This is a genomic window from Pseudomonas sp. L-22-4S-12 (assembly GCF_009799935.1).
Lineage (GTDB): Bacteria > Pseudomonadota > Gammaproteobacteria > Pseudomonadales > Pseudomonadaceae > Aquipseudomonas.
In genome coordinates, this window is sequence record NZ_WELL01000003.1 from 279260 (window position 1) to 305884 (window position 26625).

Below are 26625 nucleotides of genomic sequence, written 5' to 3' on the forward strand. Positions count from 1 at the left end.
GGATCCCGCGGAGTACGCGGATTGCGCAGTTGGCGCGGATTGCGTGGATCCAATGGATTGCGAAAGGCGAGGCGTACGATGAGTAAAGAAGTACTGCTGGTTGTAGAGTCGGTATCCAACGAAAAAGGCGTACCGGCCAGTGTAATTTTTGAAGCGCTGGAGCTGGCTCTGGCGACAGCGACCAAGAAGCGTTTTGACGACGAGGTCGAGTTGCGTGTGGAGATCAATCGCCACACCGGCAACTATGAAACTTTCCGCTGCTGGAATGTGGTCGAAGAAGACGACCTGGAAAACCCGGCGGCCGAACTGACCGTCGAACAGGCCCAAGAGCAGAAGCCGGGCGCCAAGGTCGGTGACATCGTTGAAGAGCCGGTCGAGTCGATCGAGTTCGGTCGTATCGCCGCACAAACCGCCAAGCAGGTCATCGTGCAGAAAGTGCGCGAGGCCGAGCGTGCTCAGGTGGTGGATGCGTACCGCGAGCGCGTGGGCGAGATCATCTCCGGTACCGTAAAGAAGGTTACCCGCGACAGCGTGATCGTCGACTTGGGCAACAATGCCGAGGCCCTGCTGGCCCGCGAAGACATCATCCCGCGCGAAACCTTCCGTGTCGGTGCGCGTCTGCGTGCCCTGCTCAAGGAAATCCGCACCGAGAACCGCGGCCCGCAACTGATCCTGTCGCGCACCGCGCCGCAGATGCTGATCGAGCTGTTCCGCATCGAAGTGCCGGAAATCGCCGAGGAACTGATCGAAGTGATGGCCGCCTCCCGTGACCCGGGTTCGCGCGCCAAGATCGCGGTGCGTTCCAAGGACAAGCGCATCGACCCGCAAGGCGCCTGCATCGGCATGCGCGGTTCGCGCGTGCAGGCCGTTTCCGGCGAGCTGGGTGGTGAGCGTGTGGACATCGTGCTGTGGGACGAGAACGTCGCCCAGTTCGTGATCAACGCCATGGCTCCGGCCGAAGTGGCGGCGATCATCGTCGACGAAGATGCCCATGCCATGGACATCGCCGTCGGTGAGGACAATCTCGCTCAGGCCATCGGTCGTGGCGGTCAGAATGTGCGCCTGGCCAGTCAGCTGACCGGCTGGACCCTCAACGTGATGACCGAGGCGGACATCCAGGCCAAGCAGCAGGCCGAGACCGGCGACATCCTGCAGGACTTCATCAACGAGCTGGAAGTCGATGAAGAACTGGCCCAGGTGCTGGTCGAGGAAGGCTTCACCAGCCTGGAAGAAATCGCCTACGTACCGATGGAAGAGATGCTCAGCATCGATGGCTTCGACGAGGACATCGTCAATGAGCTGCGCGCTCGCGCCAAAGATCGCCTGCTGACCAAGGCCATCGCCAACGAAGAGAAGTTGGCCGACGCCCAGCCTGCCGAGGACCTGCTGTCCCTGGAAGGCATGGACAAGGGCCTGGCGCAAGAACTGGCAGTACGTGGCGTAGTTACCCGCGAAGACCTGGCCGAGCAGTCGATCGACGACTTGCTCGACATCGACGGCATCGACGAAGAGCGTGCCGGCAAGCTGATCATGGCCGCCCGAGCCCATTGGTTCGAGTAAGTTTTACGGCCTGAGGAGAGAAGTGCATGACGCAAGTCACGGTGAAAGAACTGGCCCAAGTGGTCGACACACCGGTAGAGCGCCTGCTGCTGCAGATGCGTGAGGCGGGTCTGCCGCACACCAGTGCCGAGCAAGTTGTGACCGACAACGAGAAGCAAGCCCTGCTTGCCCATCTCAAGAGCAGCCACGGCGAGAAACTGGAAGAGCCGCGCAAGATTACTTTGCAGCGCAAGACCACCACTACCCTGAAGGTTGCCGGTAGCAAGACCATCAGTGTGGAAGTGCGCAAGAAAAAAACCTACGTCAAGCGCAGCCCTGACGAGATCGAGGCGGAGAAGCAGCGCGAGCTGGCAGAGCAGCGCGCGGCCGAAGAGGCTGCCCGCCTGAAGGCCGAGCAGGAAGCCGCTCGCCGCGCCGAAGAAGAGGCGCGCAAGCAGCCGACCGCCAGCGCCAAGCCGGCCGAAGCCGCCAGCGAAGCTGCTGTCGCTGCGGTTGCCGCTCCGCTGGACGTGGCGCCGGTGCTGGATGCCGCCGCTGCCGAGCGCAAGAAAGAAGAACAGCGTCGCCCGGAAAAGGCGCGCAGCGACGATGCCGAGCGTCGTGGTGGTGACCGCAAGACCACCCAGCACCGCCCTTCCGTCAAGGAAAAGGCTCCTGCCCCGCGTGTTGCACCGCGCACCGTCGACGAGGAAACCGATGGTTTCCGTCGTGGCGGTCGTGGCAAGGGCAAGCTGAAGAAGCGTAATCAGCACGGGTTCCAGAGCCCGACAGGACCGGTAGTGCGCGAAGTATCGATTGGCGAGACCATCACTGTGGGCGAACTGTCCCAGCAGATGTCGGTCAAGGCTGCCGAAGTCATCAAGTTCATGTTCAAGATGGGCACCCCGGTGACCATCAACCAGGTGCTGGATCAGGAAACTGCCCAGCTGATCGCCGAAGAGCTGGGCCACAAGGTCAAGCTGGTCAGCGACAACGCCCTGGAAGATCAACTGGCCGAATCGCTGCGCTTCGAAGGTGAATCCTTCCATCGCGCGCCGGTAGTGACCGTCATGGGTCACGTCGACCATGGCAAGACCTCGCTGCTCGACTACATTCGTCGCGCCAAGGTCGCCGCCGGCGAAGCCGGTGGCATCACCCAGCATATCGGTGCCTACCACGTCGAAACCGACCGCGGCATGGTCACCTTCCTCGACACTCCCGGTCACGCCGCGTTTACTCAGATGCGTGCCCGTGGTGCCAAGGCGACCGACATCGTCATCCTGGTGGTGGCTGCGGACGACGGCGTGATGCCGCAGACCCAGGAAGCCGTACAGCATGCGAAAGCCGCTGGCGTGCCGATCGTGGTCGCGGTGAACAAGATCGACAAGCCCGATGCCAACCCGGACAACATCAAGAACGGTCTCGCCGCGCTGGATGTGATTCCGGAAGAGTGGGGCGGTGATGCGCCGTTCGTGCACGTTTCCGCCAAGGTCGGTACCGGCGTCGACGAACTGCTCGAAGCCGTACTGCTGCAGGCCGAAGTTCTCGAACTGAAAGCCACGCCGTCGGCCCCGGGCCGTGGTGTGGTGGTCGAGTCCCGTCTGGACAAGGGCCGTGGCCCGGTAGCGACCGTGCTGGTTCAGGACGGTACTCTGCGCCAGGGCGACATGGTCCTGGTCGGCGTCAACTATGGCCGCGTGCGCGCCATGCTCGACGAGAACGGCAAGCCGATCAAGGAAGCCGGTCCGTCGATCCCGGTCGAGATTCTCGGCCTGGATGGCACGCCGGATGCCGGTGACGAGATGATGGTCGTGGCCGACGAGAAGAAGGCCCGCGAAGTCGCCCTGTTCCGCCAAGGCAAGTTCCGCGAGGTCAAACTGGCTCGCGCGCATGCCGGCAAGCTGGAAAACATCTTCGAGAACATGGGCCAGGAAGAGAAGAAGACGCTCAACATCGTCCTCAAATCCGACGTCCGTGGTTCGCTGGAAGCGCTGCAGGGTTCGCTCGGCAGCCTGGGCAACGACGAGGTGCAAGTGCGTGTGGTCGGGGGCGGCGTCGGTGGTATCACCGAGTCCGATGCCAACCTGGCGCTGGCATCGAATGCGGTGATTTTCGGCTTCAACGTGCGTGCCGATGCCGGTGCGCGCAAGATCGTCGAGGCCGAAGGCCTGGATATGCGTTACTACAACGTGATCTACGACATCATCGATGACGTCAAGAAAGCCCTGACCGGCATGCTCGGCAGCGATGTCCGCGAGAACATCCTGGGTATCGCCGAAGTGCGTGACGTGTTCCGTTCGCCGAAGTTCGGTGCGGTCGCCGGTTGCATGGTGGTCGAGGGTGTCGTGCACCGTAACCGTCCGATCCGCGTACTGCGTGAAGACGTGGTGATCTTCGAGGGCGAGCTGGAATCCCTGCGCCGCTTCAAGGACGACATGTCCGAAGTGCGGGCCGGCATGGAGTGCGGTATCGCGGTGAAGAGCTACAACGACGTCAAGGTCGGTGACAAGATCGAAGTGTTCGAGAAGGTCCAGGTGGCTCGTACGCTCTAGAGCGGACTCGGGGCTAGCGAGCTAGAGCGAGACAAGGCGAAAGCAGCCGAAGAAGCGCAGTTTACGAGTTGTAAATGAGCATTCTGAGGCTGCTTTTAACGCAGTATCGCCGACGCGCAGCAGACCCGAAAACGAGTTGCAACACGCAACGCCCGGCCCCGCATGCGCGGCCGGGCGTTTGCCGCTTTTGTACCCGCTGGCGCTGCCGGCGGGAGAGGTAAGAAAATGGCCAAGATATACAGCCGTACCCAGCGTATCGGCGACCAGATCCAGCGCGAGCTGGCGCAGATGATCCCGCGCGAGGTCAAGGACCCGCGCCTGGGCTTCGTCACCGTCACTGCCGTGGACGTCAGTCGCGATGTTGGTCACGCCAAGATTTTCATCACCGTGATGGGCGAGAACGACGCCGACAAGATCAAGCAGAACGTGCGCGTACTGAATGACGCCGCCGGCTACCTGCGCATGCTGCTGGGCAAGGCGATGAAGCTGCGCAGCGTGCCGCAGCTGCATTTCCACTATGACGAAAGCATCTCTCGCGGTGTGCACCTGTCCACGTTGATCGAACGTGCCGTCGCCGAAGACAGCAAGCATCAGGACGATTGAGCGTGGCCCAGGTCAAACGTATTCGCCGCAAGGTTGACGGCATCATCCTGCTCGACAAGCCCTATGGCTTCAGCTCCAACGCCGCGCTGCAGAAGGTGCGCTGGCTGCTCAATGCCGAAAAGGCCGGGCACACCGGCAGCCTCGATCCGCTGGCCACCGGCGTGCTGCCGCTGTGCTTTGGCGAGGCGACCAAGTTCTCCCAGTACCTGCTGGACGCCGACAAGGGCTACGAGACCCTGGCCCAGCTGGGCGTGACCACCACCACCGGCGATGCCGAGGGTGAGGTGCTCGAGCGTTGCCAAGTGACCGTTGGTCGGGATGATGTCGAGGCGCTGCTGCCGCGTTTTCGCGGGGAAATCAGCCAGGTGCCGCCGATGTACTCGGCCCTGAAGAAGGATGGCCAGCCCTTGTACAAGCTGGCGCGGGCCGGTGAAGTAGTGGAGCGCGAGGCGCGTTCTGTTACTATTGCGCGCCTGGAACTGCTCAGCCTCGAAGAGTCGAAGCTGAGACTGAGCGTGGCCTGCAGCAAGGGTACCTATATCCGTACCCTGGTCGAGGATCTTGGCCAGCTGCTCGGTTGTGGCGCCCATGTTGCCGAATTGCGCCGTACCCAGGCCGGGCCGTTCAATCTGGCGCAGACGGTCACCCTGGAAGAGCTGGAAGCAGCCCATGCCGAGGGCGGCAACGAGGCACTGGACTGCTTCCTGCTTCCGGCGGACAGCGGCTTGCAGCACTGGCCGCTGGTGCATTTTTCCGAGCACAGCGCCTATTACTGGCTGCATGGCCAGCCGGTACGCGCCCCGGATGCACCGAAGTTCGGTATGGTGCGGGTACAGGATCACAATGGTCGCTTCATCGGCATCGGTGAAGTGAGCGAAGACGGGCGCATCGCGCCGCGTCGACTGATTCGGTCGGAATGACCGAAACCGCCAGCGGATTCGTGCGCTGGCGGTGAAACACAGGCGGATTTATCCGCATGCAAGCGTCAGCGGATTTACCCGCTGGCGTACGAGGATGGCTGTCAACAGGCATGGTCACTCCTCACTTTTTAATACAGGGAATAGTCCCTGGCCTGTTCACTCTAGGAGCCCATTACCATGGCACTGAGCGTTGAAGAAAAAGCCCAAATCGTAACCGACTACAAGCAAGCTGAAGGCGATACCGGTAGCCCGGAAGTGCAGGTTGCCCTGCTGACCGCCAACATCAACAAGCTGCAAGGCCACTTCAAGGCCAACGGCAAGGACCACCACTCCCGTCGTGGCCTGATCCGTATGGTTAACCAGCGTCGCAAGCTGCTGGACTACCTGAAGGGTAAAGACGTATCGCGTTACAGCGCCCTGATCGGTCGCCTGGGTCTGCGTCGTTAAGACGTACCCCTGAAGTGAGAAGCTGGAAGTCGCAAGTCGCAGTCGGTCTGACCGTCTGAGGTTTGGGGCTTCCAGCTTCTGGCTTTCTGCACAAGGGTATTTAAAGCCCGTTCACAAACCGGTTCCGCCGAGCCGAGTTGCGAACAGACTTTAAGAGGGTCAACCCCTCGCACCACCAGTTTCCCCAAGGCAACAATAGAGAAGGAAAAAACCGTGAACCCGGTAATCAAGAAGTTCCAGTTCGGTCAGTCGACCGTTACCCTCGAGACTGGCCGTATCGCCCGTCAGGCCTCCGGCGCCGTGCTGGTCACCGTTGACGACGACGTCACCGTACTGGTCGCCGTAACCGGCGCCAAGACCGCCGACCCGAGCAAAGGCTTCTTCCCGCTGTCCGTGCACTACCAGGAGAAAACCTACGCCGCGGGCAAGATCCCCGGTGGTTTCTTCAAGCGTGAAGCGCGTCCTTCGGAAAAAGAAACCCTGACCTCGCGCCTGATCGACCGTCCGATCCGTCCGCTGTTCCCGGAAGGCTTCCAGAACGAAGTGCAGGTCATCTGCACCGTGGTTTCCACCAGCAAGAAGACCGATCCGGACATCGCTGCGATGATCGGTACCTCGGCTGCCCTGGCCATCTCCGGCATCCCGTTCAACGGCCCGATCGGTGCCGCGCGCGTCGCCTTCCACCCGGAAACCGGCTACCTGCTAAACCCGACCTACGAGCAGCTCAAGGCTTCCAGCCTGGACATGGTCGTGGCCGGCACCAAGGACGCCGTGCTGATGGTTGAATCGGAAGCCAAAGAGCTGACCGAAGACCAGATGCTGGGCGCCGTACTGTTCGCCCACGACGAATTCCAGGCCGTGATCCAGGCCGTTACCGAGCTGGCCGCCGAAGCGGGCAAGCCGACCTGGGACTGGCAGCCGAAAGCGGAAAATACTGCGCTGCTCAATGCCATCCGCAGCGAGTTCGGCGACGAAATCTCCAAGGCCTATACCATCATCATCAAGCAGGACCGCTACGCGCGTCTGGGCGAGCTGAAGGATCAGGTGGTGGCCAAGTTCTCCGGTGAAGAAGGTCAGCCTTCTGCCGGCGAAGTCAAAGACGCCTTCGGCGAAATCGAATACCGTACCGTGCGCGAGAACATCGTCAACGGCAAACCGCGTATCGATGGGCGTGACACCCGTACCGTACGTGGCCTGAACATCGAAGTCGGCGTTCTGGACAAGACCCACGGTTCGGCGCTGTTCACCCGTGGCGAAACCCAGGCCCTGGTGGTTGCCACCCTCGGCACCGCGCGTGACGCACAGCTGCTCGACACCCTGGAAGGCGAGAAGAAAGACCCCTTCATGCTGCACTACAACTTCCCGCCGTACTCGGTCGGTGAGTGTGGTCGCATGGGCGCTACCGGTCGCCGCGAAATCGGCCACGGCCGTCTGGCCCGTCGTTCGGTGCAGGCCATGCTGCCGGCCGCCGACGTGTTCCCGTACACCATTCGCGTGGTCTCGGAAATCACCGAATCCAACGGTTCGTCCTCGATGGCTTCCGTCTGCGGCGCTTCCCTGGCCCTGATGGACGCCGGTGTGCCGATGAAGGCGCCGGTTGCCGGTATCGCCATGGGTCTGGTCAAGGAAGGCGAGAAGTTCGCCGTTCTGACCGACATCCTCGGCGACGAAGACCACCTGGGTGACATGGACTTCAAGGTGGCCGGTACCGCCAATGGCGTCACCGCACTGCAGATGGACATCAAGATCCAGGGCATCACCGAAGAGATCATGGAAATCGCCCTGGGCCAGGCCCTGGAAGCGCGCCTGAACATCCTCGGCCAGATGAACCAGGTCATTGCCCAATCCCGTAGCGAACTGTCGGCCAACGCGCCGACCATGATCGCCATGAAGATCGACCAGGACAAAATCCGCGACGTCATCGGCAAGGGTGGCGCGACCATCCGTGGTATCTGCGAAGAGACCAAGGCCTCGATCGACATCGAAGACGACGGCTCGATCAAGATCTTCGGCGAAACCAAGGAAGCGGCCGAGGCCGCGCGTCAGCGCGTACTGGGCATCACCGCGGAAGCCGAAATCGGCAAGATCTACCTCGGCAAGGTCGAGCGCATCGTCGACTTCGGCGCCTTCGTCAACATCCTGCCGGGCAAGGACGGCCTGGTGCACATCTCCATGCTCAGCGATGCGCGTGTCGAGAAGGTCACCGACGTGCTGAAGGAAGGTCAGGAAGTCGAAGTACTGGTACTGGACGTGGACAACCGCGGCCGTATCAAGCTGTCGATCAAGGATGTCGCTGCGGCCAAGGCCTCGGGCGTCTAAGTCCGAAGCATCTGCAGTAAAGAGGAGGGCCCGCTTGCGGGCCCTCTTTTTTTGCCCGGGATTTGCCCGGACAATGGCGCTTCAAGCCGTATCGACAAGGATGTTTGGCCATGGATATCACCCACTGCCGCTACCACCCCACGCAGCCGGCCACCTGGCAGTGCGTGCCGTGCCAGCGGGATTTCGGCGACTGCTGCATCCCGCTGAATGCCGAGGCCCCCGAGCAGCAACCGGTCTGCCCCCTGTGTCGCGGCAAGCTGGCCTTTCTCGGCGCGGCCAATAGCGCGCAACCCTTCTGGGAGCGTATCCCGCAATTCTTTCTCTACGGCTTGCAGACCGGGCCGTTGCTGTTCGCCGTGGTGCTGGCCCTGGCCAGCCTGTTCATGCCGGGCTGGAAGCTGCTCTGGCTGGCGCTGTTCTGCGTGGCCTGCAAGTACCTGCAAACGGTGATCGAGAGTGCCAGCCAGGGTGGCCGCGAGGCTCCCGCGTTGCGCACCGCATTCGATATCGAGGGTTTCGGCCTGTTCTGGCGCCTGCTGGTGATCTTCTTCATCGCCTTCGCCGCCCAGTGGCTGGCCGCCGATTTCGACAGCGAGGCACTGTTCTGGGCGGTCAGCCTGGGCGTGCAGCTGCTGATTCCGGCCTGCATCATCCGCTTGGCGCTGGACAAGACCCTGGGCGCGGCGCTCAGTCCGGACGAGGTCGGCCAGGTGATCAAGGCCATGGGTTGGCGTTACCTGATCCTCTGGGTGTTCCTGTTCATCCTCTGGCAGTCGCCGGACTGGGTCACCTACATGCTTTCGAACGGCTTGCCGAGAGTGGTGCTGCTGCCGATTGCCGCCTTGCTGTTCGGTTATTTCAGCGTGGTGATGTGCGCCATGATGGGTTATGCGGTGTTCCAGTATCAGGGCGCGCTAGGCTTTGCCGTGGCCGAGGAGGGTGCCAGTGCCGGTTTTCCGGCCGAGGAGTACCAGCGCCGGCGTGCTCTGGCCGAGGCCGAAGTGCGGCTCAAGGAGGGGCAGAGCGGGCCGGCCCTGGAGGTGCTGACCCAGGCGCTGGAGCGCATGCCCGACGACCTCAAGCTCAACGAGCGCTTCCATCAGCTGCTCTATAGCCTCAACGCCCGCGAGCGCTGCCTGCGCCATCTGGCCCATTACCTGCCCTTGGCCGCCCGCTCGAACCCGGCCCAGGCCGCCACGGCGCTGCTCAATGCGCGCCAGCTGCAGGCCGATTACCTGCCGGACGATGCCCAGACCTGCGAGCGGCTGGCCCAGGCGCTGATCGAGCGGCACAAGGTTCGCGAGGGCCTGAGCCTGCTGCGCAACCTGCACCAGCGTTTCCCCGACTACCCGTTCATGCCCCGCGCCTATCTGCTGGCTGCGCGTGCTTTTGCCGAGGGGCTGGGGCAACTGGAGCCGGCGCAGAAGCTGCTGGCCTTCATCCGTGCCCGTTACCCGCAGTCGCCGTTGCTGGGCGAGATAGCCGTGCTGGAGACGACCATTGCGCGTTTGGCCGAGCGCAGCTGAGGCGGCTGGCGCCGCTTAGCGCGCCAGATGCTGCTGGTAGATCGTCAGCTGGCGGGTCTGCTCGGCTTCCGGGAAGGCCTGGCGCAGGAAGCGGCTCAGCTCGCCGACCCCGTGCAGGTCCTGGCGCTGGCCGAGCTGGCGAGCCAGTTGCAGGGTCAGCAGCGGGAACTGCTGCGGCAGTTGCGCGCTGCGGCTCAGGCGGCGCCAGGCGCCCAGCGCGCGTTGCCCCTCGCCGGCGCGGATCAGCGGGGCAAGCAGGTGCAGTTGCACGGCCGGGTGCTGCAACAGGCGCTGCTCGGCCTCGCCGCTGTCGTCGGCGATGCGGCGCAGCAGGGTCAGGCTGTCGCCGTGCTCGGCCAGGGCGAACAGCTGCTTGAGCACGGCGCCGAGCAGGACCTTGTCCTGGCGCCCGCGGGCCACCGCATACAGCCGCTCCAGCAGCGCGATGCGGCCAGGGTAACGGGCCAGCAGGTCCGGGCCGCGGGCGGCGGCCTGGTCCAGGGCGAACTGGCCGATCAGCTGGTCGAGGGCGGCCAGCTCGCGCTTGAACGGCGCGTCCGGGTCTTCCTTGTGCAAGTAGGCCTCGTCGATCTTGAGCCGGCCGCCCAGGCGCGGCAGCCACACGGCGAGGAAGCCGGCCGCGAGGCCACCGAGGTGGGCGTAGTAGTTGGTGTTGCCCTCGGCCAGCAGCAGGCCGTACAGCTCCTTGCCCATCCACACCGGCAGGATCCACAGCGCTGGCGCCTTGAAGTAGCCGAACAGCGGGCCGAGCCAGTAGAAGAAGTTGATCTTGCGCAGGCCGTAGACGCCGATGTACATGCCCATCAGCCCGGAAATGGCGCCGGAGGCGCCGACGCCGCTGACCCAGACCGGGTCCACGGCCCACCAGAGCAGGTGCGAGGCGACGCCGCTGAGCAGGTACAGGCCCAGATACAGCGCACGGCCCAGGGCGATTTCCAGGGCGAAACCGAAGATGAACAGGAACAGCATGTTGCCCAGCAGGTGCTCGAAGCTGCCGTGCAGGAACATGGCGCCGAACAGGCCTTCAACCGTGAACCTGGCCGGGATAAAGCCGAAGCGCATGCTGCTGAGCTGGTTGCGCGCGGCTTCGGCTTGCTGGCGTGCCGCTTGCCAGGTGCTGTCGGCCCGGTAGTCGGCGCGCTGATGCAGACCATGCTCGAACTCCAGGTCATGCAGGATCAGTGCAGCCAGGTCCTGGCGGCGCATGCCGTCGAGATACTCGCGGCTGTCCTGATCCAGCTCCCGGCGCTGGCTGAAGTCCTCGGTGAACAGTGTCCGCTCGCGATTGAGCAGGCCGCCGTCCAGGTAGGCATGGACGGCGATCTCCTGGCGTTCGTCGTCACCGCCCTGGTAGGCGAAGTAGATCAGCGTGTTGAGCAGGATCAGCAGCAGGGTGATGACCGGTGGGCGTTTCCAGTCCAGCGGGTGTTCGGCGGGAATGATGAGCATTGGTTACTTCCATGTAGCCGGCGGCTGGCAGTTATTGGCCGCGTTTGCTTTCGATCTTGACCAGGCGATTGCCTTGCAGGCGCAGGTAGTAATACATGCCGTTCTTCGGCCCGTAGATCCACTCTTCCACCAACACTTCCTGGGTGAAGCCGTAATAGTCGGTCACTTCGCGGTAGCCTAGGTTGTCCCGGCTGACGGGAGTGCCGCACTTGGCCTCCACTTCGCTGGCTAGGTCATCGAGGCTGATCAGATTGCTACCGCAGCGCAGGGTCGAGCCGGCCTGGGCGGTGGCGCAGCACAGCGAGAGCAGCAGGGAAGTGGCGAGGGGCTTGAGCATCGAAGGGATCGCGGCGCGGGGCTATGGGCGGCAGCCTACACCGCCGCCGGCCGGCTGTCAGCGGCTGCGCCGGGTTTCGATGCGGATCAGCCGGTTGCCCTCGAAGGTGAGGATGCTGAGCATGCCGTTGGTGGGCCCGTAGACCCACTCCTCGATCTTGAATTCGCGCCGGTCATAGCCGCTCAGGGTGTAGCCGACCAAGTCGCGGTGCGCCGGCGCGCCACATTTCTGCTCGACCTCGAAGGCGCGGTCGCCTTCGCTGATCAGATGCGTACCGCAGCGCATGGTGGTTGCCTGGGCCGGGCTGCTGAGCAGCAGCGCCAGGGCCAGGCCGGCGACGTAGCGCTGCATCACTGGCTCCCCAAGTGCAGGGCGGTGGCGACCTTGCCGTCGGCCAGGGCCTGGCTGCTGGCGACGTCGAGCAGGTAGACCCGCTGGTCCTCCAGGCCGCCGCGTTCGACCAGGTAGTCCTTGATGCTGGCGGCGCGGGCCTGGGCCAGCTGGCGCAGGAGCAGGTCGCTCTGCGCCCAGGATTGCAGCACGGCCTGCTGCAGCTTCAGGGTGCGTTCTTCGTCCGGCAGTTCTTTCCATTCGGCCGGGGGCTGCTGCTTTAGGCGCGCGCGGTAGATGCCTTCGAGCAGCACGGCCTGGTCGTCCTCGGCCACCACCAGTTCGCTGGGGTCGGCCGGTACCTTGTCGCCGCGGCGCTGGAGGATCTTGTACCAGGTGTTCTGGTACTCGCGCTCCAGGCGTTGGGCGGCGAGCGGCGGGCCGTCGCTGCTCTGGGCGCTCATGCCCTCGACTTCCAGGCGCAGCACCGGGCGCTCCTTGAGGGCCGCGGCCAGGGTATCCAGGGATTTCTGCGCGGCGCCGTCCAGCTCGCTGCTGCCGGCGGCGAACTGCACCTGGCTGAGGTCGCTGTCGCTGCCGCCGACCAGCCCGGCGATGAAGTTGAACGGCGCCTGCGCGGCGCGCAGCACCAGGTTGCGCAGGGTCTGCCAGACGATCGGCATGACGCTGAACTGCGGGTTGTTGAGGTCGCCCTGCACCGGCAGCTGGATGTCGATATTGCCGTTGGTGTCCTTGAGCAGGGCCACGGCCAGGCGGATCGGCAGATCCACGGCGTCCTTGCTGTCGACCTGCTCGCCGAGCTGCAGGTCTTCCAGCAGCAGCTTGTTGTCGGCAGTCAGCAGGCCCTTCTCGATCTGGTAGTGCAGGTCGAGGTTGAGCCGGCCCTTGCGGATGCGGTAGCCGGCGAACTTGCCGGAGTAGGGGGTGAGGGTGGTCAGCTCGACATTCTTGAAGCTGGTGGCGATATCCAGGCTGTTCATCGGGTCGAAGGGGGTCAGCTTGCCCTTGATGCTGACCGGCGCGTACTTGTCGACCTTGCCCGCGATGTTCACGTTGGCGGCTTGCGGGCTCTGGTTGTCGAGGGTGCCGATCTTGCCGTTGAGTTGCTGGATGGCGGTGGCAAAGTTGGGCATCAGGCTGAAGTCGGCGAAGTTGGCCGAACCGTCCTGGATGTCGATGCCGCCGATGCGGATCGGCAGCGGCTTGGCGGCGGGCTCGGCCGCGGCGGCCTTGGCGCCGCTCGGCTCGGCCTGCGGGATCAGCAGGTCGTTGACGTTGGTGGTGCGGTCTTCGTTGATGATGAAGCGGGCATAGGGCTGCTGCAGGTTGACCTGCTGGATGCCCAGGCCTTCGCCGTGGCGGTAGTCGAGGCCTTCCACCTGCAGCAGCTGCCATTTGAGGAAGTCGCGCTCCTTGAGGGTATCCAGGGTGTGCAGCTGGTTGACCTCGGCCCGGCCGCCGATGGCGAAGGCCAGCGGTTCGAGGCTTTTCAGGTCGACCGCTAGGTCGCTGCCGAGCAGACCGCTGCGCAGTTCCAGGCGGATGAAGGGGCTGATATAGGCTTGCGCCAGGCGCAGGTCGATATCGCGGGTGGTCACTTGCAGCTGGGCGCTGAGCGGCGTCAGCTGGACCTTGCCGGCGGCCGTCAGCTGGCCGTTCTGGTTCAGGCCGGTGTCCAGCTTGAGGGCGAAGGGCGAGGTGCCCTGGCTGTCGAAGTCGCTCAGATCGAGGTTGAGCGGGCCGAGGTCGAGCTTGACCTCCTGCGCCGGCGCGCGGTCGGCCAGGTGGATCCGGTAGTCGCGCAGCTGCAGGTCGCGCAGGCTCACCTGCCAGGGTTTGCCCGGTTCGTTGCTGGCCGCTGGGGCTGCCGCTGCGGGTGTGCCTTGCGGCGCCGGAACCGACTCGCCGGTCGCCACGGCAGGGGGGGCGCTACCGTCTGCGGTCGTCGGCGTGGAGCCGGCGGCTCCCTCATTCGGTACTGGGGTCGAAGCCGGAACCGGAGCAGTTGGCGGTGCCGCCTTGGCGGGTTGGCTGGCCAGCAGTTTCTGCCAGTCGAGCTGGCCATCCTGCTCGCGGGCGGCCCAGGTTTCCAGCTTCCGGCTGCGCACCTTGCCGATCACCACCTGCTGCTTGGCCAGGTCCAGCGAGGTCTCGCTCACGTCCAGACTGGCCAGGCGCAGCAGCGGCTTGTCCTGCGGGCTCTTGATGGCGAAGTTGCTGAGGCTGAGCGTGGTGTTGCTGAGCAGCAGTTCGGTGCCCTTGGCCAGGCTCAGCCGGTAGTCGGTACTCAGGCTGAGCACGCCGTCTTCCAGTACCAGCGGGACGGCATCGCGCACATAGGGCCAGACGCCCTTGAGCTTGCCGTCGCTGAGTCTCAGCTGGCCGCTGGAGGCGAACGGGGTCAGGCTGACCTGGCCTTGCCAGTCGATGCGGCCGCCGGCCGGGCCGATGGCCACCAGGCTCATCTCGGCGTTGTCGCCTTGCAGGGTGCTGAGGTTCTTCAGCTCCAGGTTGAGCGAGTCATAGACGAACTCCACCGGCTCGCTGGGGCGCAGGTCGCGAAAGTGCAGGCCGTTCTCGATCAGTTCGAGGCGCTCGATGCGCAGCGGGAAGGGTTCGCTCGGCGCCTCTTCGGCCGGTTTCTCCGGGCTGGGCGGCAGCTTGAACAGCTGCCTCAGGTTGAGCGTGCCGTCCTGGGCGAACAGCACCTCGCTGCGCACCTTCTCCAGCTCGACATCGGACAGGTGCAGGGCTCCGCTCCACAGGCTGTCCAGTTGCAGGTTGGCGTGCAGGCGCTCGAAGGCGACCTGCTCCTGGCCCGTTTCGCCGATATGCAGGCCCCAGAGGTTCAGCTCCAGGCTGAAGGGGTTGAGTTCGATGCGCTCCAGGCGGGCCGGCACCGTGGTGTACTGGGCCAGTTGCTGGTTGGCGATGCGCAGGCCGATGCCGGGCAGGATCAGGAAGCCGAGCAGGCTGTAGAGGGCGATGGCGATCAGCAGTGCGCTCGCGGCGCGTTTCAATCCTTTGGGCATGGCGCGACTTCAACTTCCAGGCTGAGATGCCCGGAAGTATGGCATGGCTGTTTTGAAAACGGGGCCATCAAGGCGTCTCAGAACTGCAGGATCAGGGTCTTCAGCGGCGGCTGGCCATCTTGCGAGGGGAAGTCGGCGGCTGGCGCCAGCACTTGCCAGTCGCGCACCGGGCGGCCGAGCTTTTCCGCGCAGCGCAGCACCTGCTGGCGCCAGTCGTCCATGGTCACGCGCGCCAGGTTGTTGCAGCAGATCAGCGTGCCGTTGGCTGCGGTGGCGAGCAGCGCGGGCTTGAGCAGGCTCTGGTAGTCGCGCAGCAGGTCGACGGTGCCGAAGGCGCTCTTGGCCCAGGCCGGTGGGTCGAGCAGCACCAGGTCGAACTGGCGCTGCGCCAGGCGCGGGTAGTGCGGCAGCTGGTGCCCGTGCCGTGCGGCGATGGGCAGGCCGGCCAGCTGGCGGATGGCCGGGAAGTAGTCGGACTGGATGAACTGCATGGCCGGCAATTGCGGGTTAAGCAGGCCGTTCTCGCGGCCGACCGCCAGGTTGCCTTCGGCGAAGTCGAGGTTGACCACCTCGCTGGCACCACCCGCGGCGGCACACAGGCCGACGCCGCAGGTGTAGGCGAACAGGTTGAGCACCGACTTGCCGGCGCTATGCGCCTTGAGCCAGCCGCGGGCGTTGCGCAGGTCGAGGAACAGCAGTGGGTCCTGCCCCGGATGACGGCCGCGCACCCGGTAGTTCAACCCCCATTCGTGGCCGACCTGGTCTTCCAGGGCAGCAGGCTCGGCCTGGTAGGTGGGATCGCTGCGGTCGATGCGTGAGTTGCCTTGCGAGCGGTCGTTGTAGACCAGTTGCAGGTCGTGGCCGAGCCGTTGCTGGACGGTTGCGTGCAGGTCGAGCAAGGCGTCGCGTTCGAGGCTCTGATGGAAGCTCTGCACCAGCAGCTGCGGGCCGTAGCGGTCGGCGGTGAGGCCGGGGGCACCTTCCTGGCTGCCGTGGAACAGGCGGTAGCAGTCGGTGCCCTGGCCGTGCAGTTCGTCGAGCAGGCCCTGGCGGGCGTCGAGAGCGGCGCGCAGCGCCTGATTGAGAGCGGGCATGCGCGGTATCTCGGAAGAGGGAGCGCGCAGTTTACCAGCCCTGCCGTCGTGCCGGCAGGGCTGGCTCTCCGGTCAGAACCTGCTCAACGTCTCGCGAGCTAGAGCCAGGCAAGGCGAAATCGTGCGAAGAAGCGCAGTTTACGAGCTGTAAATGAGCATTCTGAGCCCGATTTCAACGCAGCATGGCCGAAGCGCAGCAGACGTTGAACAGGTTCTCAGCGGTTGAGGCGCTTGTCGATCAATCCGTCGACCACGCTGGGGTCGGCCAGGGTCGAGGTGTCGCCCATGTTGTCCAGCTCGTTGCAGGCGATCTTGCGCAGGATGCGGCGCATGATCTTGCCCGAACGGGTCTTCGGCAGGCCCGGCGCCCACTGGATCAGCTCCGGTTTGGCGAAGCTGCCGATCTCCTTGCCGACCAGCGCCAGCAGCTCGGCCTTGAGCGCGTCGTTGAGCTCCACGCCGAGTACCGGGGTGACGAAGGCGTAGATGCCCTGGCCCTTGATGTCGTGCGGGTAGCCGACCACGGCGGCCTCGGCCACCGCGTCGTGCAGGACCAGGGCGCTCTCCACCTCGGCGGTGCCGATGCGGTGGCCGGAGACGTTGATCACGTCATCCACCCGGCCGGTGATCCAGTAGTAGCCGTCCTCGTCGCGGCGCGCGCCGTCGCCGGTGAAGTAGTAGCCGGGGTAGGGCTTGAAGTAGGTGTCGATCATCCGCTGGTGATCGCCGTAGACGCTGCGGATCTGGCTCGGCCAGCTGGCCTTGATCGCCAGCACGCCGGAACCGGCGCCGTCGATCTCGTGGCCCTGGTCGTCGAGCAGCACCGGCTGCACGCCGAAGAACGGCCGGGTCGCCGAGCCGGGCTTCAGATCCGTGGCGCCGGGCAGCGGGGTGATCAGGATGCTGCCGGTCTCGGTCTGCCACCAGGTATCGACGATCGGGCAGCGCATCTCGCCGACCACGTGGTAGTACCACTCCCAGGCTTCCGGGTTGATCGGCTCGCCGACCGAGCCGAGCAGGCGCAGGCTGCTGCGCGAGGTCTTCTGCACTGGGCCTTCGCCTTCGCGCATCAGCGCACGCAGGGCGGTCGGCGCGGTGTAGAAGATATTGACCTGGTGCTTGTCGATCACCTGCCAGAAGCGCGAGGCGTCCGGGTAGTTCGGTACACCTTCGAACATCAGGGTGGTGGCGCCGTTGGCCAGCGGGCCGTAGACGATGTAGCTGTGCCCGGTGACCCAGCCGACGTCGGCGGTGCACCAGTAGATGTCGCCCTCGTGGTAATCGAACACGTACTTGTGGGTCATCGCCGCGCTGAGCAGGTAGCCACCGGTGCTGTGCAGCACGCCCTTGGGTTTGCCGGTACTGCCGGAGGTATAGAGGATGAACAGCGGGTCCTCGGCGTCCATCGGTTCGGCCGGGCAGTCGCCGGAGGCTTCGCGCAGGGCCTCGTGGTACCAGAGGTCACGACCGGGGGTCCAGTCGATTTCGCCCTGGGTGCGTTCGACCACCACCACTGTGCTCACCGCCGGGCAGCTCTGCAGGGCCTGGTCGACATTGCGCTTGAGCGCCACGTACTTGCCGCCGCGCACGCCTTCGTCGGCGGTGATCACGGTGCGGCAGTCGGCATCGAGGATGCGGTCGCGCAGGGCATCCGGGGAGAAGCCGCCGAACACCACCGAATGCACCGCGCCGATGCGCGTACAGGCGAGCATGGCGTAGGCGGCTTCCGGGATCATCGGCATGTAGATGCACACCCGGTCGCCCTTCTTCACCCCGCGCTGTTTCAGCACATTGGCCAGGCGGCAGACGTGGTGGTGCAGCTTGTTGTAGGTGATGTGCGCGGATTCGTTGGGGTTGTCGCCTTCCCAGATGATGGCGATCTGTTCGCCGCGGCTGGCCAGGTGGCGGTCGATGCAGTTGTGCGCCACGTTGATCCGGCCGCCCTTGAACCATTCGGCCTGGCCCAGGCGCAGGTCGCTGTGCTGCACCCGGTCCCAGGGTTTGAACCAGTCGAGGAACTGCTTGGCCTGCTCGGCCCAGAAGGCGTCGGGTTGCTCGATGGACTGGCGATACAGGCGCAGATAAGCGTCGTTGTCCAGGTGGGCGTGCTGGCGCACGGCATCCGTGACGGGATGGCGGGTGATCTCGAACATGGCGGGCTCCTTGTTATTGTTGATCCGCTGTGTCGATCAGGGTGGTCCAAGCAGTTGCTTGGTTCAAGTGGCGGGGCGAATTCCTGGCGTGCTCGGTGCGTGTCCTGCCCCGATAACGAAAAAGCCCGGCGCTGGGCCGGGCTTTTAGGGTCAACCGCGGTGACGGCCACGGAAGAAGTCGATCAGGCCCTGGGTCGAGGCATCCTCGGCGGCGGGCTGGTCCCAGCCGGTGAGGCGCTGGTACACGCCCTTGCCGAGGTCCTTGCCCAGCTCCACGCCCCACTGGTCGAAGGCGTTGATGCCCCAGATCACGCTCTGCACGAATACCTTGTGCTCGTACATGGCCACCAGCGCGCCCAGGCGGCGCGGGCTGACCCGTTCCAGGACCAGGGTGTTGCTCGGCCGGTTGCCGGGGATCACCTTGTGCGGCGCCAGGCGCTGCACTTCGTCCTCGGCCAGGCCCTGGGCGCGCAACTCGGCTTCCGCTTCGTTGCGGCACTTGCCGAGCATCAGCGCCTGGCTCTGCGACAGGCAGTTGGCGTACAGCCACTGGTGGTGGTCGGCGACCGGGTTGTAGCTGACCACCGGCACGATGAAGTCGGCCGGAATCAGCTGGGTGCCCTGGTGCAGCAGCTGGTGGTAGGCATGCTGGCCGTTGCAGCCGACGCCGCCCCAGATCACCGGGCCGGTATCGGTGCTGACCGGGCTGCCGTCCTGGCGCACGCTCTTGCCGTTGGACTCCATGTCCAGCTGCTGCAGGTGCTTGGTGATGTTGCGCAGGTAGTGGTCGTACGGCAGGATCGCGTGGCTCTGCGCGCCCCAGAAGTTGCCGTACCAGACGCCGAGCAGGGCCAGCAGCACCGGCATGTTCTTCTCGAACGGGGTGGTGCGAAAGTGGCTGTCCATGCTGTAGGCGCCGGACAGCAGCTCCTTGAAGTTGGACATGCCGACGGCCAGGGCGATCGGCAGGCCGATCGCCGACCACAGCGAGTAGCGCCCGCCGACCCAGTCCCACATGGGGAAGATGTTTTTCTCGCGGATGCCGAAGGCGACGGCGGCCTCCTTGTTGCTGGTGACCGCGATGAAGTGGCGGTACAGCTTCTCCTCGGTGCCGCCGCGGGCCAGGTACCAGCTGCGTGCGGCCTGGGCGTTCTTCAGGGTTTCCAGGGTGCCGAAGGACTTGCTGGAGACGATGAACAGGGTGGTTTCCGCGTTGAGCTTGCCGGTCAGCTCGTGGAACTCGCTGCCGTCGATATTGGCCAGGTAGTGGCAGCGCACGCCGTGCTGGGTGAACGGCAGCAGCGCCTCGGAGACCAGCTGCGGGCCGAGGAAGGAGCCGCCGATGCCGATGTTGACCACGTCGGTGATGCTCTTCTCGCTGTAGCCGCGCCACATGTTGCTGTGGATGCGCCCGACTATGTCGGTCATCTGGTGCAGCACGCGGTGCACCTCGGGCATCACGTTGACCCCGTCGACCCTGACGCAGTCGCCGATCGGCCGGCGCAGGGCGGTGTGCAGGGCCGGACGACCTTCCGAGGCGTTCAGCTGCTCGCCGTTGAACAGGGCGTCGATGGCCGGCTGCAGGCCGGCGTCTCGGGCCAGCTGGACCAGCAGGTCACGGGTCTGCGGGCTGATCAGGTTCTTCGAGTAGTCGAGGAACAGGCCGCTGGTGCTCATGGAGAAACGCTCGAAGCGCTTGTCGTCGCTGGCAAAGGCCTCGCGCATGCTGAACGCTCGCATGTCCTCGCGGTGCTGGCGCAAGGCCTGCCAGGCGGGCAGGGTGGTGACATCGAGCGGCTGTTGGTAATACGCCATGGGCGGCAAGTTCCTTGTTGTACGGCGTTTCGGGCATTAAAAAGCCCGGAAGATTCCGGGCTTGGAGTGTAGCGGCACGGGCCCGGGTCAGGCGACCTGCACGGGAATCGCGTTGCTGGTGTGGCTCAGCTCGCCATCGGCGCCCATGTACAGCACGCGCGGCTGGAAGTTGGCCAGCTCGGCCTCGCTGTAGTGGGCATAGGCGCAGATGATCAGGCGGTGACCGACACCGGCCTTGTGCGCGGCGGCGCCATTGACCGAGATGATCTTCGAGCCTTCCTCGCCGCGGATGGCGTAGGTGGTGAAGCGTTCGCCGTTGTCCACGTTGTACAGCTGGATCTGTTCGTATTCGCGGATGCCGGAGAGGTCCAGCCATTCGCCGTCGATGGCGCAGGAGCCTTCGTAGTCGAGCACCGCGTGGGTGACGATGGCACGGTGCAGTTTGGCCTTGAGCATGATGGCGTGCATGGCGGTTTCCTCGTCAGTACCTCGGGCGGCGGCAGAGTTTGCCCGAACCCCGAACAGTGTTCAAGGTCACAGGGCGGCTGGGCTCAGAGCTCGAAAGCCAGGTTGTCGATCAGGCGGGTGCTGCCCAGATAGGCGGCGCCGAGAATGACCAGTCGGCTGTCCGTGGCGCTGGCCGGGCGCAGGCTGCCGGCTTCGCGGATTTCCAGGTAGTCGGGGCGGAAACCGGCTTGTTCCAGCGCGGTCTTGCCCTCGGCCGCGAGCGGGGCAAAGTCGCGGCGGCCGTCGCGGATGGCCGCGGCCAGCTGCTGCAGGGTGCGTTGCAGCGCGGGGGCGCTGGCGCGCTGCGCTTCGTTCAGGTAGCCGTTGCGCGAGGACAGGGCCAAGCCGTCGGCGGCGCGCACGGTCGGCTCGCCGATGATCTGGATCGGCATGTTGAGGTCGTGCACCAGGGTGCGGATCACCGCCAACTGCTGGAAGTCCTTCTCGCCGAACACGGCGAGGTCCGGCTGGACCATGTTGAACAGCTTGGTCACCACGGTGGCCACGCCGTCGAAGTGGCCGGGACGGCTGCCGCCGCACAGGCCCTCGGACACACCGCTGACACGCACCAGGGTCTGCCCGTCCATGCCGTGCGGGTACATTTCCTCGACATCCGGGGCAAACAGCAGCTGGCAGCCGGCGGCGACCAGTTTTTCCTGGTCGGCCGCCAGGGTGCGCGGGTAGCTGGCCAGGTCTTCCTTGGGGCCGAACTGCAGCGGGTTGACGAAGATGCTGGCGACCACGAAGTCGGCGCGCTGGCCGGCCTTCTCCACCAGGGCGACATGGCCCTCGTGCAGGTTGCCCATGGTCGGCACGAAGGCGATGCGTTTGCCTTCGCCGCGCGCGCGCGCCACGGCGGCGCGCAGTTCGAGTACGGTCTTGACGGTGTTCATGCGGAGAATCCGTGTTCCTCGGCGGGGAAGCTGACGTCCTTCACCGCCCTGACGTAGGCGCCCAGGGCGGCCTGGATGGTCGGTTGGCCGGCCATGAAGTTCTTCACGAACTTCGGCGTGCGCCCGGTCAGCGCCAGGCCGAGCATGTCGTGCAGCACCAGCACCTGGCCATCGGTGGCCGGGCCTGCGCCGATGCCGATCACCGGCACCTTGACCGACTGGCTGATCTCGGCGGCCAGCGCGCTGGGCACGCATTCCAGCAGGATCATCGCCACGCCGGCCTGTTCCAGGGCCATGGCGTCGGCGCGCAGCTGGCGCGCGGCGGCATCGCCACGGCCCTGCACCTTGTAGCCGCCGAACACGTTGACCGCCTGCGGGGTCAGGCCCAGGTGGGCGCACACCGGCACGCCGCGCTCGGCCAGCTGGCGTACCGGTTCGGTCAGCCAGGCCGCGCCTTCCAGCTTGACCATATGGGCGCCGGCCTGCATCAGGGCGGCGCAGCTGGCGAAGGTCTGCTCCAGGGTGGCGTAGGCCATGAAGGGCAGGTCGCTGAGGATCAGCGCGCCCTGGTTGCCGCGTTTTACCGCGGCGGTGTGGTACGCCATGTCGGCCAGCGAGACCGGCAATGTGCTGTCATGGCCCTGCAGGACCATGCCCAGGGAATCGCCGACCAGCAGCACTTCCACGCCGGCCTGGCAGGCAGCCTGGGCAAACGTGGCATCGTAGGCGGTCAGCATGGCGATCTTCTCGCCTTTCTGCTTGAGCCCCAGCAGGGTGCTTACGGTTATCTCTGGCATGAAAACATCCTCATCAGCGCGCGGTTCTTGCACCGCCGCGGGGCAACGGGACGCCTATAGTCCCGATGGGGGTGCATGAAGTCAATCGCAGGTGTTACCGGCGTGTTACTGCGTTACCTGCACCAGGGCCGGTTCGGCCAGGCGCTCCAGGCCGACATAGGGGCAGGCGGCCAGCAGGCTGTGCAGGGTGCGGCCGTCGGGCAGCTGCAGGTCGGCGGCGATTTCCGCCAGCGGGTAGAGCACGAAGGCGCGGGCGTGCATGTGGTAGTGCGGCACGCTCAGGCGCGGCTCGTCGAGGATGCGCTGGCCGAACAGCAGAATGTCCAGGTCCAGGGTGCGCGGGCCCCAGCGCTGCTCCTTGCGCACGCGGCCCTGCTCCAGTTCGATGGCTTGCAGGGCATCGAGCAGCTGCAGGGGCGTGAGGGCGGTGTCCAGGGCGGCCACGGCATTCACGTAGCGCGGCTGATCGGGCGGACCCAGCGGGTCGCTGGCGTAGAGCGAGGACACCGCCGCCAGTTGGCTGTCGGGCAGGGCGGCCAGCGCGGCGAGGGCCGCGCGCAGTTGCTGGCGGGGTTCGGCCAGGTTGCTGCCGAGGCCGATGTAGACGCGTTCCATCTTATTCGCCGGCAGGGCTGTCGCTGCGCGCCCCGCGGCGCTTGTTGCGGCCGCCGCGGCGGCGCTTGCGGGCCGGGCCGTCGCCTTCTTCCTGGCGGGCGCTGAGGTCGCGGATCATGCTGCGCCGTTCGCTGTCGGTGGCATCCTGGTAGTCGGTCCACCAGTCGCCGAGACCGCCGGTCTCTTCACCGGCGTCTTCACGCAGCAGGAGGAAGTCGTAGCCGGCGCGGAAGCGCGGGTTTTCCAGGAGCAGGTCGGCACGCTTGCCGCTGCGCCGTGGCAGGCGCTCCTGCATGTCCCAGATCTCGCGGATCGGCAGGGTGAAGCGCTTGGGCACGGCGATGCGCTGGCATTGCTCGGCGATCAGGTCGTGGGCCGCTTCCTGCATCGCCGGGATCGGCGGCATGCCGCGCTCCTGCAGGTGCAGCGCGCGGGCGGGCAGGGCCGGCCAGAGCAGGGCGGCGAAGAGGAACGCCGGGGTCACCGGCTTGCCCAGGGCGATGCGCTCGTCGGTATTGGCCAGGGCCTGGCGGATCAGCGCGCCGGTGTAGTCCGGGTTGCGCTTGAGGGCGGCGGCACTGGCCGGGAACAGTGGGGCGAACAGGTCGTACTCGACCAGCAGCTCGAAGGTGCGCTCGGCATAGCCGGCGAGGAACAGCTTGAGCACCTCGTCGAACAGGCGCGCCGAAGGGATGTCGCGCAGCTTCGAGGCCAGCTGGCGGATCGGCGCGGCGCTGTGCTTCTCGATGTCGAAGTCCAGTTTGGCGGCGAAACGCACGGCGCGCAGCATGCGCACCGGGTCTTCCAGGTAGCGCTGCTCGGGGTCGCCGATCAGGCGGATCAGGCGGTTGCGGATGTCGTGCACGCCGTGGGCGTAGTCGAGGATGCGCTCGCCGGTGACGTCGAAATACAGCGCGTTGATGGTGAAGTCGCGGCGCTGGGCGTCGTCCTCCAGGCTGCCGTAGACGTTGTCACGCAGGATGCGCCCGCTCTCGTTGCGCGCGGACAGGTGGCTGTCTTCGTCGTCGTCGCCCAGCGGGTGATTGGCGCGGAAGGTGGCGACCTCGATGATCTCGCGGCCGAAGTGCACGTGGGCCAGCTTGAAGCGTCGGCCGATCACCCGGGCGTTGCGGAACTCGGCGCGGACCTGCTCCGGGGTGGCGCTGGTGGCCACGTCGTAGTCCTTGGGCTGCATGCCGAGCAGCATGTCGCGCACGCAGCCGCCGACCAGGTAGGCCTGGTAGCCGGCATGCTGCAGGCGCTCGACCACATTGACCGCATTGCGGCTGAACTGCCCCCGCTGCAGCGAGTGCTGGCGGTTGCCGAGGATCTCGGGGGTGCTGCGGGGATGAGCGTTGCGCTTGAGGGGCGAACGGAACGACTTGAACAGCTTTTTCAGCATGGGGAGCACTGTGTGTTTGAGAAAACGGCCGTTTCAGGGCGTCGTAGAGTCGCGGCGTAAGATGGCGCGACGTAGCACGACGGGCTGAAAAATGCATTAGACCGCACGGATGGCGCGGATTCTAGCATTGGGGAGGGGGATGGTGAATTAAATGGCAGGCTGGGGATGCGGAAGCTACTGGGGGAGCCGAAGCTCCCCCCCAAGTAGGTGCGTGCTTTGTTTTTGTTATTATTGCGGGCCTGTTGTTTTTGTTGGTTGGCCCGTTTTTGGTAGCCCAATATGGGTACCAGGAGCAAACGGATTACTTTGAATGCTGATGTTGCCATGATCAATCCGTGATCCAACCAGTGCAGGCACTGTCTTGAGACAGTCTTATTGTTCTCGGCCTGGCTGTGGGGCGAACCCCAAGGGCAAATCCTCTCCAAAATGATCAGTTAGCTGCGCCTCCGCCTTGTTGTTTTTATTGTGCTGGAGTCGTTTCGTCTTATTTTTATTGTGGTGTTTCTGGTTTGTTATTGTTGTTGTGCCAGAGATAAAGCAGAAGCCGTGCCAGTTTTTGAAAACCCTTATATTTCAAGGTATTGCTGTTTTGTGTGGCGTGCGGGAAGCCCAAAAAAGCCGCGTTCTCGTTACCGATGAACCCGGCGCCTGTTACGGCTGGGGCGTTGCGGTAACAGCTGCGGGGAACCTTTGTGCGGCCGGCCGGTCGCCCGGGTAACGTCGGTGCCGCGCTGGCTTGCCTGGCAGGTGGCTGGCTCGGCGCTGTGCCCAGGGCGCAAAGCATGAGGGCGCCTTGCGGCGCCCCCATGGGTACTCGTCGGATCCAGCCCGGAACTCAGGAGTCGGTGGCCGCCCCGGACTTGCGCCGCGGGATACCCAGGCGCTGGCGACGTTCCCACAGGCACTTGCGGCTGATGCCGAGTTTGCGCGCCAGCTCGGTCTCGGTCATGTGGTCCTGGTGTTCCAGGACGAAGTGCTGGAAGTAGTCTTCCAGGGACAGGTCCTCGGTCGGCTCGTGGCTGTTGCCGGAGCTGGCCGGGAGGCTGGAGCTGTCGAAGTCGTCCTCTAGGTCATCCAGTTCGATATCGATGCCCAGCAGCTCGGCGGAAATCTCCGAACCCTCGCAGAGGATCACTGCCCGCTCGATGGCGTTCTCCAGCTCGCGCACGTTGCCCGGCCAGGGGTAGTGGCGGATCGCCTGTTCGGCGTCATGGGCGAAGCGCAGGTCGTCGCGACCCATGCGCGTGCACTGGCGCATGAGGAAGGATTTGGCGATCTCGTTGACGTCGGCGCCGCGCTCGCGCAGCGGCGGCAGCTTGAGGGCGATGACGTGCAGGCGGTAATAGAGGTCTTCGCGGAACTGGCCGATCTTGGCCAGGGTCTTCAGGTCGCGGTGGGTGGCGGCGATCAGGCGCACGTCGACCTTCTGCGACTGTACCGAGCCGACCCGGCGGATCTCGCCTTCCTGCAGCACGCGCAGCAGGCGCGCCTGGGCTTCCAGGGGCAGCTCGCCGATTTCGTCGAGGAACAGGGTGCCGCCGTCGGCCGCCTCGACCAGCCCGGCGCGGCCGGCGCTGGCGCCGGTGAAGGCGCCTTTCTCGTGGCCGAACAGCTCCGACTCGATCAGGGTTTCCGGGATCGCCGCGCAGTTGACCGAGATCAGCGGCGCCTTGGCGCGCCTGGACAGGTTGTGCAGGGCGCGGGCGACCAGCTCCTTGCCGGTGCCGGATTCGCCCTGGATCAGGACGTTGGAGTCGGTCGGGGCGACCTTGCGGATCTTGCCGTAGAGATCCTGCATGGCGGCGCAGGAGCCGATGATGCCGATCTCGCCTTCGCTGCTCGCCGGCGTCTTGCCGGCACTCTTGCTGGTGCCTTCCGGCGCCTTGTTGCGGGCGTTCTGGTGGTCGCTGAGGATGCGCGCCACGGCCTGCAGCATTTCGTCGTGGTCGAAGGGCTTGGCGATGTAGTCGACCGCGCCCATTTTCATCGAGTCCACGGCCGAGCGCAGGCTGGCATAGCTGGTCATGATCAGCACCGGGGTGCCTTCGGCCAGCTTGATCAGTTCGGTGCCGGGGGCGCCGGGCAGGCGCAGGTCGCTGACGATCAGGTCGAAACCGGGAATGCTGTAGCGCTCCTGGGCCTCCTGCACCGAGCCGGCTTCGCTGACCTGGTACTGGTTGCGTTCCAGCAGGCGGCGCAGTGCCGATCGGATGATGGTTTCGTCTTCGACGATGAGGATATGCGGCATTGAGT

20 protein-coding genes are annotated in these 26625 nt (G+C 65.2%); 7 read left to right on the plus strand and 13 right to left on the minus strand.

Going from position 1 to position 26625, the window contains the following annotated elements:
* Positions 1 to 78: 78 nt before the first annotated feature.
* The 7 genes from nusA to F3I16_RS10600 all read left to right on the plus strand — a co-directional run bounded on the left by nusA (position 79) and on the right by F3I16_RS10600 (position 9906).
* Entirely contained in the window at positions 79 to 1560 is a 1482-nt protein-coding gene (gene nusA / locus F3I16_RS10570; protein ID WP_160082499.1) for a transcription termination factor NusA, read from the plus strand.
* 26 nt (positions 1561 to 1586) lie between these two features.
* Entirely contained in the window at positions 1587 to 4091 is a 2505-nt protein-coding gene (gene infB / locus F3I16_RS10575) for a translation initiation factor IF-2 (RefSeq protein WP_160493610.1), read from the plus strand.
* A 225-nt stretch (positions 4092 to 4316) separates the two neighbouring features.
* The gene (rbfA, locus tag F3I16_RS10580; protein ID WP_160082495.1) at positions 4317 to 4694 is read left to right on the plus strand and encodes a 30S ribosome-binding factor RbfA; all 378 of its coding nucleotides are present in this window, start codon (positions 4317 to 4319) and stop codon (positions 4692 to 4694) included.
* A 2-nt stretch (positions 4695 to 4696) separates the two neighbouring features.
* Entirely contained in the window at positions 4697 to 5614 is a 918-nt protein-coding gene (gene truB / locus F3I16_RS10585; protein WP_160493611.1) for a tRNA pseudouridine(55) synthase TruB, read from the plus strand.
* A 177-nt stretch (positions 5615 to 5791) separates the two neighbouring features.
* Positions 5792 to 6061, plus strand: a complete 270-nt coding sequence (gene rpsO / locus F3I16_RS10590) for a 30S ribosomal protein S15 (protein ID WP_160082491.1) — start codon at positions 5792 to 5794, stop codon at positions 6059 to 6061.
* Between the two features lie 213 nt (positions 6062 to 6274).
* Positions 6275 to 8380: a polyribonucleotide nucleotidyltransferase gene (pnp, locus tag F3I16_RS10595; protein WP_160493612.1), complete on the plus strand. Its 2106-nt coding sequence runs from the start codon at positions 6275 to 6277 to the stop codon at positions 8378 to 8380.
* A gap of 110 nt (positions 8381 to 8490) precedes the next feature.
* Complete coding sequence (locus F3I16_RS10600; protein WP_160493613.1) at positions 8491 to 9906, plus strand: hypothetical protein; 1416 nt, start codon at positions 8491 to 8493, stop codon at positions 9904 to 9906.
* A gap of 15 nt (positions 9907 to 9921) precedes the next feature.
* Here the strand turns inward: F3I16_RS10600 and F3I16_RS10605 are convergent, their stop codons facing one another.
* The 13 genes from F3I16_RS10605 to F3I16_RS10665 all read right to left on the minus strand — a co-directional run bounded on the left by F3I16_RS10605 (position 9922) and on the right by F3I16_RS10665 (position 26620).
* Positions 9922 to 11376, minus strand: a complete 1455-nt coding sequence (locus F3I16_RS10605; RefSeq protein WP_160493614.1) for a rhomboid family intramembrane serine protease — start codon at positions 11374 to 11376, stop codon at positions 9922 to 9924.
* Positions 11377 to 11407: 31 nt separating this feature from the next.
* On the minus strand, positions 11408 to 11713 hold the full coding sequence (locus F3I16_RS10610) for a DUF2845 domain-containing protein (protein ID WP_160493615.1): 306 nt from the start codon (positions 11711 to 11713) through the stop codon (positions 11408 to 11410).
* Positions 11714 to 11770: 57 nt separating this feature from the next.
* Complete coding sequence (locus tag F3I16_RS10615; RefSeq protein WP_160493616.1) at positions 11771 to 12064, minus strand: DUF2845 domain-containing protein; 294 nt, start codon at positions 12062 to 12064, stop codon at positions 11771 to 11773.
* Positions 12064 to 15096: a DUF748 domain-containing protein gene (locus tag F3I16_RS10620; protein ID WP_160493617.1), complete on the minus strand. Its 3033-nt coding sequence runs from the start codon at positions 15094 to 15096 to the stop codon at positions 12064 to 12066. Before F3I16_RS10620 ends, F3I16_RS10615 begins: the two co-directional genes overlap by 1 nt.
* A 77-nt stretch (positions 15097 to 15173) precedes the next feature.
* On the minus strand, positions 15174 to 16190 hold the full coding sequence (locus F3I16_RS10625) for a class I SAM-dependent rRNA methyltransferase (RefSeq protein ID WP_160493618.1): 1017 nt from the start codon (positions 16188 to 16190) through the stop codon (positions 15174 to 15176).
* Positions 16191 to 16405: 215 nt separating this feature from the next.
* Positions 16406 to 18343: an acetate--CoA ligase gene (gene acs, locus F3I16_RS10630; RefSeq protein ID WP_160493619.1), complete on the minus strand. Its 1938-nt coding sequence runs from the start codon at positions 18341 to 18343 to the stop codon at positions 16406 to 16408.
* A gap of 150 nt (positions 18344 to 18493) precedes the next feature.
* Positions 18494 to 20158: a glucose-6-phosphate isomerase gene (pgi, locus tag F3I16_RS10635; protein WP_160493620.1), complete on the minus strand. Its 1665-nt coding sequence runs from the start codon at positions 20156 to 20158 to the stop codon at positions 18494 to 18496.
* 87 nt (positions 20159 to 20245) lie between these two features.
* A complete protein-coding gene (panD, locus tag F3I16_RS10640) occupies positions 20246 to 20626 on the minus strand; it encodes an aspartate 1-decarboxylase (RefSeq protein WP_160082471.1) in 381 nt (126 codons plus the stop codon).
* An 83-nt stretch (positions 20627 to 20709) separates the two neighbouring features.
* Entirely contained in the window at positions 20710 to 21558 is an 849-nt protein-coding gene (panC, locus tag F3I16_RS10645) for a pantoate--beta-alanine ligase (protein ID WP_160493621.1), read from the minus strand.
* Positions 21555 to 22355: a 3-methyl-2-oxobutanoate hydroxymethyltransferase gene (gene panB / locus F3I16_RS10650; protein ID WP_160493622.1), complete on the minus strand. Its 801-nt coding sequence runs from the start codon at positions 22353 to 22355 to the stop codon at positions 21555 to 21557. The genes panC and panB overlap by 4 nt, the downstream gene beginning before the upstream one ends.
* Positions 22356 to 22460: 105 nt before the next feature.
* The gene (folK, locus tag F3I16_RS10655; RefSeq protein ID WP_160493623.1) at positions 22461 to 22970 is read right to left on the minus strand and encodes a 2-amino-4-hydroxy-6-hydroxymethyldihydropteridine diphosphokinase; all 510 of its coding nucleotides are present in this window, start codon (positions 22968 to 22970) and stop codon (positions 22461 to 22463) included.
* Position 22971: 1 nt separating this feature from the next.
* Positions 22972 to 24372: a polynucleotide adenylyltransferase PcnB gene (locus F3I16_RS10660; RefSeq protein WP_160493624.1), complete on the minus strand. Its 1401-nt coding sequence runs from the start codon at positions 24370 to 24372 to the stop codon at positions 22972 to 22974.
* Between the two features lie 835 nt (positions 24373 to 25207).
* A complete protein-coding gene (locus F3I16_RS10665) occupies positions 25208 to 26620 on the minus strand; it encodes a sigma-54 dependent transcriptional regulator (RefSeq protein WP_160493625.1) in 1413 nt (470 codons plus the stop codon).
* Positions 26621 to 26625 lie beyond the last annotated feature (5 nt).

Bases quoted from the DNA above. Each gene is read 5' to 3' on its own strand.
- nusA (WP_160082499.1), top strand. From the start codon at position 79: ATGAGTAAAGAAGTACTGCTGGTTGTAGAGTCGGTATCCAACGAAAAA.
- infB (WP_160493610.1), top strand. From the start codon at position 1,587: ATGACGCAAGTCACGGTGAAAGAACTGGCCCAAGTGGTCGACACACCG.
- rbfA (WP_160082495.1), top strand. From the start codon at position 4,317: ATGGCCAAGATATACAGCCGTACCCAGCGTATCGGCGACCAGATCCAG.
- rpsO (WP_160082491.1), top strand. From the start codon at position 5,792: ATGGCACTGAGCGTTGAAGAAAAAGCCCAAATCGTAACCGACTACAAG.
- F3I16_RS10600 (WP_160493613.1), top strand. From the start codon at position 8,491: ATGGATATCACCCACTGCCGCTACCACCCCACGCAGCCGGCCACCTGG.
- F3I16_RS10605 (WP_160493614.1), bottom strand. From the start codon at position 11,376: ATGCTCATCATTCCCGCCGAACACCCGCTGGACTGGAAACGCCCACCG.
- F3I16_RS10610 (WP_160493615.1), bottom strand. From the start codon at position 11,713: ATGCTCAAGCCCCTCGCCACTTCCCTGCTGCTCTCGCTGTGCTGCGCC.
- F3I16_RS10615 (WP_160493616.1), bottom strand. From the start codon at position 12,064: ATGCAGCGCTACGTCGCCGGCCTGGCCCTGGCGCTGCTGCTCAGCAGC.
- F3I16_RS10620 (WP_160493617.1), bottom strand. From the start codon at position 15,096: ATGCCCAAAGGATTGAAACGCGCCGCGAGCGCACTGCTGATCGCCATC.
- F3I16_RS10625 (WP_160493618.1), bottom strand. From the start codon at position 16,190: ATGCCCGCTCTCAATCAGGCGCTGCGCGCCGCTCTCGACGCCCGCCAG.
- acs (WP_160493619.1), bottom strand. From the start codon at position 18,343: ATGTTCGAGATCACCCGCCATCCCGTCACGGATGCCGTGCGCCAGCAC.
- pgi (WP_160493620.1), bottom strand. From the start codon at position 20,158: ATGGCGTATTACCAACAGCCGCTCGATGTCACCACCCTGCCCGCCTGG.
- panD (WP_160082471.1), bottom strand. From the start codon at position 20,626: ATGCACGCCATCATGCTCAAGGCCAAACTGCACCGTGCCATCGTCACC.
- panC (WP_160493621.1), bottom strand. From the start codon at position 21,558: ATGAACACCGTCAAGACCGTACTCGAACTGCGCGCCGCCGTGGCGCGC.
- panB (WP_160493622.1), bottom strand. From the start codon at position 22,355: ATGCCAGAGATAACCGTAAGCACCCTGCTGGGGCTCAAGCAGAAAGGC.
- folK (WP_160493623.1), bottom strand. From the start codon at position 22,970: ATGGAACGCGTCTACATCGGCCTCGGCAGCAACCTGGCCGAACCCCGC.
- F3I16_RS10660 (WP_160493624.1), bottom strand. From the start codon at position 24,372: ATGCTGAAAAAGCTGTTCAAGTCGTTCCGTTCGCCCCTCAAGCGCAAC.
- F3I16_RS10665 (WP_160493625.1), bottom strand. From the start codon at position 26,620: ATGCCGCATATCCTCATCGTCGAAGACGAAACCATCATCCGATCGGCA.